Source organism: Leifsonia sp. 22587 (genome assembly GCF_052044215.1).
In the GTDB taxonomy this organism is placed as follows: Bacteria; Actinomycetota; Actinomycetes; order Actinomycetales; family Microbacteriaceae; genus Leifsonia; species Leifsonia shinshuensis_C.
The window spans coordinates 21,022-29,704 of sequence record NZ_JBQENB010000002.1 but is presented as its reverse complement, the minus strand read 5'-3'; the positions used below and the strand labels follow the sequence as shown (position 1 = coordinate 29,704).

The window sequence follows — 8,683 nt, the reverse complement described above, 5'->3', positions numbered from 1 at the left end:
CTCGACCGCCGGGTGCGGCGGCCGGATCGCCGGCTCAGCGGCCGGAAGCGATCTCCTGCTCGACCTGCTGGGCCAGCTGCTGCAGGTCGGCGCCGTACCCGCCGGCGAGGGCGGTGGCGGCGATCTTCTGCACGTCCGGCGTGCGCTCGGCGGACGGGGCCGAAGCCAGCTGCGTCAGGTCGCTGCGCAGAGCGGCCGGCAGCTTCGCGGCGAGCTGGGCGTCGGCGGTCACGTCGGCCGCGACCGTGGCGCCGGTGTCACCGAGCTGCGGGGAGGACAGGTCGCCCGTCCGCAGCTCCCGCACCAGATCGGTGAGACCGGATGCGGCCGTACGGTCGCCGCGGGCGTCCTTCAGCCGGGTGGCGAGGTCCTTGACGGCGGAGCCGTAGCCGCCCGTCAGCGCCGTGTGGACGATCGCCTTCGCGTCGGCGGTGCGGTCCTGGGCGGACGCCGTGGCGAGCGTCGTGATGTCGCGCTGCAGCGCATCCGGGAGCAGCGCGAACAGCGGCTTGTCGGCCACGATCCGCTTCGCGAGGGCCTGCGCCTTCGCGCCGCTCAGGTGGCCGGTGAACAGGTCGTGCCCGGCATCGGCCGACACGTGCGCCTGCGCCGTGGCCTGCGCCGACGAGCTCGAGGCCGAGCCCGAGCCCGAGGCGCCGCCGTCGACCGTGGTCGCGAACGCTCCCTGGGCGCCGACGCCGACGAGGGCGGTGGCGGTGAGGAGCGATGCCGCGCCGACGACGACCCGCTTGGCCGTGAAGGCGCTGCTCTTCCGAACGGAGGTGTTCTTCGTGTAATCCATGGGATCCTTTCCGTGCCCGCGCTGCGGCCGGCCGGAGTGCCGGCCGCTTCGGATCGCGGGCGTCGGCGACGTTACGGAACCCGTCTGGGTCGTTCGTGCGGACACTCTGCGAGGTCCGACAGGGTGGTTGACGCGGCTGCGCGAGCCGGTTATCGGGAGACGCGCGGCGAGGACATGCCCACCAATCATGGGCTGAATGCCACCGCGTGGGCCGTCAGCGGCGGAAGAAATCCAAGAAGCCCTCTGCCAGCGCGTTCACGAGTTCCGCGACCTGCGCGAGGCGAAGCTGCAAACGGTGGCGCATCGTCGGCGGCTCCCCTTTCGTGTTCCGGCAGAACGCCCGGCTGACGAGGCGCGTCCCACCCCACCACGGATACTAGCTAGCTGCCGCGCTATCCCTCGCTGATCCGGAGGCTGGCGATGCGCGTGCCGTCGAGGCGGAACGTCATCGGGCCGGTGCCGTTGTAGCCGTCGCCGGTGACCGTGAGGGTCGCGATGTAGGTGTCCGGTTCGTCCGCCGGGACGACGCTCACGATGTCGAAGTGGGCGTTCACGCCGATGTTGTCCGTCTCGTTCCAACTGCGGACGCCTCCGCGGCCGTGGAACTCGCGGCCCCAGTCGTTGAGGAATGCGTCGTCGGTGAACGCGTCGACGAAGGCCTCGGTGTCTCCGCGGTTCGTCGCGTCGACGAACTGCTGGATTGCTTCGGGCACGCTGGTCTCGGCCATGGTCGGCTCCTTTTCGCGATCGTCCGGTGGCGCGACCATTGTCGCGCGTCCCGAGCAATCGTCGGAGAACGGGTCTGGAATCTCCGACACAGCGTTCTGTGGATGGAGATCTGACAGCCAAACGCGCGAATCTCCGACGCAAGGCCGCGAATCTCCGACACAACACTCTGCCCGCGCACACGCGCCGGCCGCGATGCGCCCGCGGCGCAGCCGCCTACGACGTCTGCGCGCGCATCGCCTGCCAGAGCGCCTGGCGGAGCTGCGCCTCGATGCGGCGCGCCTGCTCGCTGCTCACGCCCTCGACGCCCTGTCGGCGCTCGGAGCCGCCGCAGCGGTCGCCGTCGCGGGTGAAGTGGATGGCGATCCGCCCGTCCCCGAGCACCGGCTGCTGCTCACCGCAGTGTCCGCATTCCGAGAAAGAGAACGACCCCATGTCACCACGCTAGGAGCCGCGTGTTTCTTCCGGATTGCGACCGCGAGAAGTCTCGATGACGCTGCTCGATCACCGCGTGGCCGCGGCGGCGAGCTGCGACGATTCGGCGGGCTGCCCCGGGCATCCGGAGAGGACGCGGGTCATCGCCGCCTTCTCGGCGCTCGTCACCCACAGCCCGTAGGCCGCCTTGACGGAGATCTGCCGCGCGACGTATTCGCAACGGAAGCCCTTGGCCGCCGGAAGCCAGGTGGCCGCGTCGCCCGACGACTTCTGCTGGTTCGAGTGGGCGTCGACCGCGATCAGGTTCAGCGGATCGTTGGCGAGGCTGACGCGCTGCGCCTGCGTGAGCTGCTGACCTCCCGTGATCCAGGCGTTCTGCAGCGGCACGATGTGGTCGATCTGCACCAGGGAGGACGTCTTCTGTCCGCGCACGAAGTGGATGGTCTCGCCGGTGTAGGCGTCGGCGAGCGTCCCCGACAGCACCGTGCACGAACCTTTCCGCACGGTGTCGGTCAGGTCGCGGGCGAGGATGTCGTTGCGGGTGTCGCATCCGTTGCGGTCGACATCCAGCCAGGCGGAGCCGAAGTCGGTGGTTCGCTGGTACCCGGTCGCCGGGGCCTTGCCCTTGACCGGGAGGGCGGCGAGCACATCGAGCGCCGTCGAACGCCCGCCGTCGTCGGCGCCGGCCGTCGTCGGGGGCGCGGAGGTGCCCGGCGACGGCGTCACCGGAGCGGCGCCTTCGACGGGAACGGTCTGGGACCGGGCGCCCTCGGCGGTCACCGTGCAGCCGGCGGCGACCAGGCCCAGGGTGAGCGCGATGAGTGCGGCAAGGGAGGACCGGAGGGGCTGAGAGGGGATGGGGTGCACAGGGGTCTTTCTCGGGACGGTCGTGTGCAGGCTAGCCCGGCGCGAAGCGAAGTCGCTGCAGCGACGCCCGCCTCCGCCGTCTCCGTGCGTTCGCTGAGGGAGGACCCGAACCCCTTCCCCAACGCCTCTCAGCGATATATCGTCGAGTATCGCTGACGACTGGAGGCATCCCATGTCCACTTCATTCCCCACCGGCGGGTTCGGCGCCCGCATGGATCCGGACGCCATGTGGCAGGCGTTCGAGCAGTTGCGCTCCACCTTCGAGAAGAAGGTCGGCTCGCGCATGGGCCGCGGCGACGTCCGCGCGGCAGTCCTGAGCCTGCTGAGCGAGAAGCCCATGCACGGCTACCAGATCATCCGCGAGATCGAGGAGCGCAGCGGCGGCAGCTGGAAGCCGAGCGCAGGCTCGGTCTACCCGACCCTGCAGCTGCTCGCCGACGAGGGCCTGATCACCGCCGAGGAGTCCAACGGTCGCAAGACCTATGCGCTCACCGAGGCAGGCCGCGAGGTCGCCGCCGCCGAGGCGGGGACGCCGTGGCAGGGCGAGGGAACCGCGACCGCGGGCGGGCGTCGCCCGATGAACGGCGGCACCCTGCCGAAGGCGGGCGTCGAGCTCGCCCAGGCGGCCGCGCAGGTGCACCGCACCGGCACCCCGGAGCAGGTTCAGGAGGCGGCTGCCGTGCTCGACGAGGCACGGCGGCGGCTGTACTCGATCCTCGCCCAGGGCTGACGGGGTGACGTCGGACCAGGCGCCTGCCGCGGTGCCCCACCGGCCCGCGGCGACGCCGGCCACTCGCGCGCGCTATCGCCGCATCCTGCGCTTCGCGGGCTGGAACCTCGCCGTCACCTGGTGGTACGAGCTGTTCCTGCCGCGCATCGGCCTCGCCCGCGTCGCCGCGCGGACGCGGTCGAAGCGGATGCGCCGCTTCGCGCAGCGGTTCCACGGGCTGGCGGTGGAGCTGGGCGGTCTGATGATCAAGGTCGGCCAGTTCATGTCGTCCCGGCTCGACGTGCTGCCGCCCGAGATCACCAGCGAGCTGGAGGGGCTGCAGGACGAGGTCCCCGCCGTGCCGTTCCCGGCGATCCGGGCGCTGGCGGAGGCGGAACTCGGCGTCGCGCTGGAGCGGGCGTTCGCGTCGGTCGACGAGACCCCGGTCGCGGCGGCCTCGCTCGGGCAGGCCCACCGTGCGCGGCTGACGCCGGAGACGGCGGCGGAGACCGGGCTGGAGGCGGTCGTCATCAAGGTGCAGCGTCCCGGCATCGACGCGATCGTGGATGTCGACCTGGCCGCCCTGCGCCGGGTCGGGCGGTGGCTGAGCCACGTCCGGCTCGTCTCCGATCGGGTGGATGCGCCGGCTCTGGTCGAGGAGTTCGCCACGACCAGCCTCGAGGAGATCGACTACCTGCACGAGGCCGGCAACTCGGAGAAGTTCGCGGCCGAGTTCGACGGCGACGGCCGGGTCGCCGTGCCGGAGGTCGTCTGGGAGCGGACCACCCGCCGGGTCCTGACCCTCGAAGACGTCACGGCCATCAAGATCACCGACGCCGACGCGCTGCGGGCGGCCGGCATCGACCCGGCCGACGTCGCCCCGGTGTTCGCCGAGGTGATGTTCGACCAGCTGTTCAGCAGCGGCTTCTTCCACGCGGACCCGCATCCCGGCAACATCTTCGTCACGCCGCGCCCCGGCACGGGCGACCGGCCGTGGACGCTCACGTTCGTCGACTTCGGCATGATGGGCGAGGTGCCGCCGGGCACGCGCAGCGGCCTCCGCAAGCTGCTGATCGCCGCCGCCTCCCGCGACGGCAAGGGCCTGGTGGATGCGATCCGCGACGTAGGCGTGCTGCTCCCGACCGCCGACACCCGGGAGCTGGAGCGCGCGATGACGCACCTGTTCGGGCGGTTCGGCGGTATGGGCTTCGCCGAGCTGCGCGAGGTGGATCCGCGCGAGTTCCGCGAGTTCGCCGTCGAGTTCGGCGACGTGGTGCGGTCGCTGCCGTTCCAGCTGCCCGAGAACTTCCTGCTCATCATCCGGGCCATGTCGCTGACCTCTGGGGTGTGCAGCGCACTCGACCCGGCCTTCAACCTGTGGGACTCGGTCGAGCCGTACGCCGGGCAACTGCTGCGCGACGAGCGCGGCAACGTCGTGCAGGACGTCGCGAAGCAGGCGCTCGACGTGGCCGGCATCGCCCTGCGCCTGCCCAAGCGGCTGGATGCGCTGGTCACCCGGGTCGAGGAGGGCGACGTGGCCGTCAGCACGCCCCGCCTCGAGCAGCGCGTGGCGCGGCTCGACCGCGCGGTGCGGAGGCTCGTGGCGGCGGTGGTCTTCGGCGGGGTGCTGATCGCGGGGGCGATCGTCCACGCCACCGACGAGGTGCTCGGCACGGTGCTGCTCATCGCATCCGTGGTGCCGCTCGGGTTCACCGTCTTCACAGGCCGCCGGGGGGCCTGAGCCGGAATACCGCCTGGTGCACCGGCGTTTCACCTCACATGGCAACCACCGAGATCACCTCGACCAACCACGACCAGACCGTCTCCGACGGCATCGTGCTGCTCGACTTCTGGGCCGACTGGTGCGGACCGTGTCACATGTTCGCGCCCGTCTTCGAGAAGGCGTCCGAGAAGCACTCCGACATCACGTTCGGCAAGATCGACACCGAGGCGCAGCAGGCGCTGGCGGCGTCGTACGGCATCCAGTCCATCCCGACGCTCGTCGCCTACCGCGACGGCATCCCCCTGTTCTCGCAGGCCGGCGCCCTCCCCGGCGAGGCCGTCGAGGACCTCATCCAGCAGATCCGCGGCCTCGACATGACCGAGGTGCGCAAGCAGTACGACGAGCTGAAGGCTGCGGCCGAGCAGCAGCAGCAGAGCTGACGCTCCGGCCGACGTCCGAGAGGCGCGGGCCCGTCACACGACGGGTTCCGCGCCTTCGTCGTCTCCGGGGGTGCTCCGCAGTCCGGCGACCGCCGCACGCCGCGACGGGTCCGCGGTGAGCAGCCGGCCGACGTACGTCATCACCAGCGACGCGCCGATGAGCGCGACACCGAGCGGAGGGACGACCTGCGCGACGACGCGCACGACGAGGTCGATCCCCACGAGCATCCCCTGATCGACGCCGGTCGACGTGTCGTGCTGCAGTGTCAGTGTGTAGCCCAGCTGGGGCAGCAGCAGCGTGAGCAGCACCCCGCCCAGCGTCAGGCCGATGCCCCACCAAAGCACCGGTCGCGGTCGCAGCCTCGATCCGTTCACGCACGTCCCCCTTCGTCGCGGTTCCGTCCGATGCTAGCGGGCCGCGCGCGACGACGGCAGGAGTCAGTCCGTGGCGGTCAGCGAGCTGCTGCGTCGCACGACGAGCTCGGGCTGGTAGAGCACGTGCCGCGGTTCGAGGTCGGGGTCCTCGGCCTCCTCGAGCAGGATGCTGACGCCGGTCTGGCCGATGAGGTGGCTGGGCTGGCGCACCGAGGTGAGCGGCACGACGGATGCACTCGCGAACATGATGTCGTCGTAGCCGACCAGCGCGATGTCCTCCGGGATGGCCACGCGGCCGTTGATGAACAGTCCCTGCAGCAGGCCGACCGCCACCAGGTCGTTCGCGGCGAAGACGCCGTCCGGTCGCTGGGCCGGAGGCCGCTGGACCAGCTGCTCGCCGGCCCTCCGTCCTTCCATCACCGTCAGCTCGGCGACGGGCACGACCTCGATGCTGACGCCGGGGTGCTTCTCGACCTCGCGGCGCGCGCCCTCGAGGCGGTCGCTGACCTGGCGGATCTCGAGCGGTCCGCCGACGAACGCCAGACGCGTGCGGCCGGAGTCGATGAGGTGGGATGCCGCGAGGGCGCCGCCCGCCACGTCGTCGACCGACACCGAGCTGAACGACTCGTCGGTGCTGACCCGGTCGACGAGCACGGACGCGATGCCGCGATCGCGCAGCTGCCGGAGCCGGCGCGCCGGGTCGGCGACGGGGGAGAGCAGCACGCCGCGCACCCGGAGCTCCTCGAAGAGACCCAGGTAGCCGGCCTCCCGCTCGCGCAGGTTGTTGCTGTTGCCGACGATGACGCTGTAGCCGGCATCGGCGGCCGCGTCCTCAGCGGCGGTCGCGAGGTCGGTGAAGAACGGGTTGCCGCCGCTGAGCGTGATCAGCCCGAGCGCCTGGCTGTGCCCGAGGCGCAGCTGGCGGGCCGCCTCGTTGCGCACGTAGGAGAGCTTCTGCATGGCCGACATGACCCGCTCGACCGTTTCGGGCGCGACGATCTCCGGCCGGTTGAGCACGTTCGACACCGTGCCGACCGAGACCTGCGCCAGTGCGGCGACGTCTTTCACGCTTGCGGAAGCCATGCGATCCCTCCTCGGCCGATGGTAGCGGATGGGCGTCGTTGAATCGAACCAATTATGTTGCGCGTCCCGCCGAATTTGAATCGTTATATTTCGTGCTTGACGGCGGACGCAGGACGCCTCTATGGTCAGTGAAGCGTTTCAAATCACCCGAAAACCACGGGCAGCCGACGCGCTCGAAAATACAAGGAGGTATTTGATGTTCTCTCGCAGGACGGCGACACGGGTCGCCGCCACGCTCGGCGGCGTCGCGCTCATCGGCGCAGCCCTTGCCGGTTGCAGCGCATCCGGCGGATCCGGCGGCTCCACGACGATCTCGCTCCTCGCGGCGGGCAACGACCCGGCCAGCACCAGCTTCGCCAACGACCTGGCCAAGGCCTTCCACAAGGCCAACCCCTCGATCACCGTGAAGGTCGAGACCCGCCCGGGCGGCACCGACGGCGACAACCTCGTCAAGACGCGCCTGTCCACGGGCGACATGAACGACGTCTTCCTGTACAACTCGGGATCGCTGCTCCAGGCCCTCCGCCCGGACACGCAGCTCCAGCCGCTGACCGACGAGGCGTGGGCCAAGGACCTCACCGACGACTTCAAGAAGTCCGTGAGCACAGACAAGGGCCTCTACGGGGCGCCGACCGGCACCACCTTCGACGGCGGCATCATGTACAACAAGAAGGTCTACGAGAAGCTCGGCCTGACCGTGCCGAAGACCTGGGACGAGTTCATCTCGAACAGCGAGAAGATCAAGGCCGCGGGCATCGTGCCGATCATCCAGTCCTACGGCGACACCTGGACGAGCCAGCTCTTCGTGCTCGGCGACTTCGCGAACGTGAGCGCGGAGGACGCGAACTGGGCGAAGGACTACACGGCGAACAAGGCCGACGCCAAGTACTCGAAAGATCCGGCGTTCGCGGGCTTCGAGCACACCCAGGAGGTGTTCGACAAGGGCCTCACCAACAAGGACTACGCGTCGCTCACCAACGTCAACGCCCTGAAGATGCTGGCCACCGGCGAAGGCGCGCAGTACCCGATGATCACCACGGTCATCAGCAACGTGCTGCAGTCGAACCCCGACCAGATCAACGACATCGGCTACTTCGCGATGCCGACCGACTCGGGCGAACCGCACGCCACCGTCTGGGAGCCGACCTCGGCCTACATCCCGAAGTCGACCACCGGTGACAAGCTGACCGCCGCGAAGAAGCTGGTCGCGTTCATCAACACCTCGGAGGGCTGCGACATCCAGAACAGCGCCGGCACCCCGGCGGGCCCGTTCGCGATCAGCACCTGCAAGATCCCGGACGACGCCCCCGCGCTGGTGAAGGACGAGCTGGCGTACCAGGATGCGAAGAAGACCGGCCTCGCGCTCGAGTTCCTCTCGCCGATCAAGGGCCCGAACCTGGAGAAGATCCTCATCCAGGTCGGCTCCGGCATCTCCTCGGCCAAGGAGGGCGCGGCCCTCTACGACCAGGATGTGAAGGCACAGGCCCAGCAGCTGGGCATCAAGGGCTGGTGACGGCCCGGCC

10 protein-coding genes are annotated in these 8,683 nt (G+C 70.1%); 4 read left to right on the top strand and 6 right to left on the bottom strand.

The features are described 5' to 3' along the window. Positions 1 to 34: 34 nt before the first annotated feature. From ACTJI1_RS08080 to ACTJI1_RS08065, 4 genes are all read right to left on the bottom strand, one after another. Positions 35 to 802, bottom strand: coding sequence for a hypothetical protein (locus ACTJI1_RS08080; protein WP_440742216.1), 768 nt, complete (start codon positions 800 to 802; stop codon positions 35 to 37). Positions 803 to 1,194: 392 nt separating this feature from the next. Continuing rightward, the gene (locus ACTJI1_RS08075) at positions 1,195 to 1,530 is read right to left on the bottom strand and encodes a YybH family protein (RefSeq protein WP_440742215.1); all 336 of its coding nucleotides are present in this window, start codon (positions 1,528 to 1,530) and stop codon (positions 1,195 to 1,197) included. 214 nt (positions 1,531 to 1,744) lie between these two features. Continuing rightward, a complete protein-coding gene (locus ACTJI1_RS08070) occupies positions 1,745 to 1,963 on the bottom strand; it encodes a hypothetical protein (RefSeq protein WP_310128077.1) in 219 nt (72 codons plus the stop codon). A 69-nt stretch (positions 1,964 to 2,032) separates the two neighbouring features. Next, on the bottom strand, positions 2,033 to 2,830 hold the full coding sequence (locus ACTJI1_RS08065) for an HNH endonuclease family protein (protein WP_440742214.1): 798 nt from the start codon (positions 2,828 to 2,830) through the stop codon (positions 2,033 to 2,035). A gap of 172 nt (positions 2,831 to 3,002) precedes the next feature. Between ACTJI1_RS08065 and ACTJI1_RS08060 the strand changes: the two genes are divergently transcribed. Genes ACTJI1_RS08060 through trxA form a run of 3 tightly spaced genes read left to right on the top strand, consistent with a single transcriptional unit; the run spans position 3,003 to position 5,702 of the window. Further along, positions 3,003 to 3,560 (top strand): PadR family transcriptional regulator, encoded by a 558-nt coding sequence (locus ACTJI1_RS08060; RefSeq protein ID WP_310128079.1) that lies wholly within the window; start codon positions 3,003 to 3,005, stop codon positions 3,558 to 3,560. A gap of 4 nt (positions 3,561 to 3,564) precedes the next feature. Then, positions 3,565 to 5,280 carry an ABC1 kinase family protein gene (locus tag ACTJI1_RS08055; RefSeq protein WP_440742213.1) on the top strand — a complete coding sequence of 572 codons (1,716 nt, stop codon included), beginning with the start codon at positions 3,565 to 3,567 and terminating at the stop codon, positions 5,278 to 5,280. A 38-nt stretch (positions 5,281 to 5,318) separates the two neighbouring features. Then, positions 5,319 to 5,702, top strand: a complete 384-nt coding sequence (gene trxA / locus ACTJI1_RS08050; RefSeq protein ID WP_440742212.1) for a thioredoxin — start codon at positions 5,319 to 5,321, stop codon at positions 5,700 to 5,702. Positions 5,703 to 5,735: 33 nt separating this feature from the next. Here trxA and ACTJI1_RS08045 read toward each other — a convergent pair whose 3' ends face one another. Further along, complete coding sequence (locus ACTJI1_RS08045; protein WP_440742211.1) at positions 5,736 to 6,077, bottom strand: hypothetical protein; 342 nt, start codon at positions 6,075 to 6,077, stop codon at positions 5,736 to 5,738. A gap of 63 nt (positions 6,078 to 6,140) precedes the next feature. Continuing rightward, positions 6,141 to 7,160, bottom strand: a complete 1,020-nt coding sequence (locus ACTJI1_RS08040) for a LacI family DNA-binding transcriptional regulator (protein WP_310128087.1) — start codon at positions 7,158 to 7,160, stop codon at positions 6,141 to 6,143. Positions 7,161 to 7,356: 196 nt separating this feature from the next. On the opposite strand from ACTJI1_RS08040, the gene ACTJI1_RS08035 reads away from it, so the two are divergent. Next, complete coding sequence (locus ACTJI1_RS08035; RefSeq protein WP_440742210.1) at positions 7,357 to 8,673, top strand: ABC transporter substrate-binding protein; 1,317 nt, start codon at positions 7,357 to 7,359, stop codon at positions 8,671 to 8,673. Positions 8,674 to 8,683 lie beyond the last annotated feature (10 nt).

Bases quoted from the DNA above. Each gene is read 5' to 3' on its own strand.
- ACTJI1_RS08035 (WP_440742210.1), top strand. From the start codon at position 7,357: ATGTTCTCTCGCAGGACGGCGACACGGGTCGCCGCCACGCTCGGCGGC.
- ACTJI1_RS08070 (WP_310128077.1), bottom strand. From the start codon at position 1,963: ATGGGGTCGTTCTCTTTCTCGGAATGCGGACACTGCGGTGAGCAGCAG.
- trxA (WP_440742212.1), top strand. From the start codon at position 5,319: ATGGCAACCACCGAGATCACCTCGACCAACCACGACCAGACCGTCTCC.
- ACTJI1_RS08075 (WP_440742215.1), bottom strand. From the start codon at position 1,530: ATGGCCGAGACCAGCGTGCCCGAAGCAATCCAGCAGTTCGTCGACGCG.
- ACTJI1_RS08080 (WP_440742216.1), bottom strand. From the start codon at position 802: ATGGATTACACGAAGAACACCTCCGTTCGGAAGAGCAGCGCCTTCACG.
- ACTJI1_RS08040 (WP_310128087.1), bottom strand. From the start codon at position 7,160: ATGGCTTCCGCAAGCGTGAAAGACGTCGCCGCACTGGCGCAGGTCTCG.
- ACTJI1_RS08060 (WP_310128079.1), top strand. From the start codon at position 3,003: ATGTCCACTTCATTCCCCACCGGCGGGTTCGGCGCCCGCATGGATCCG.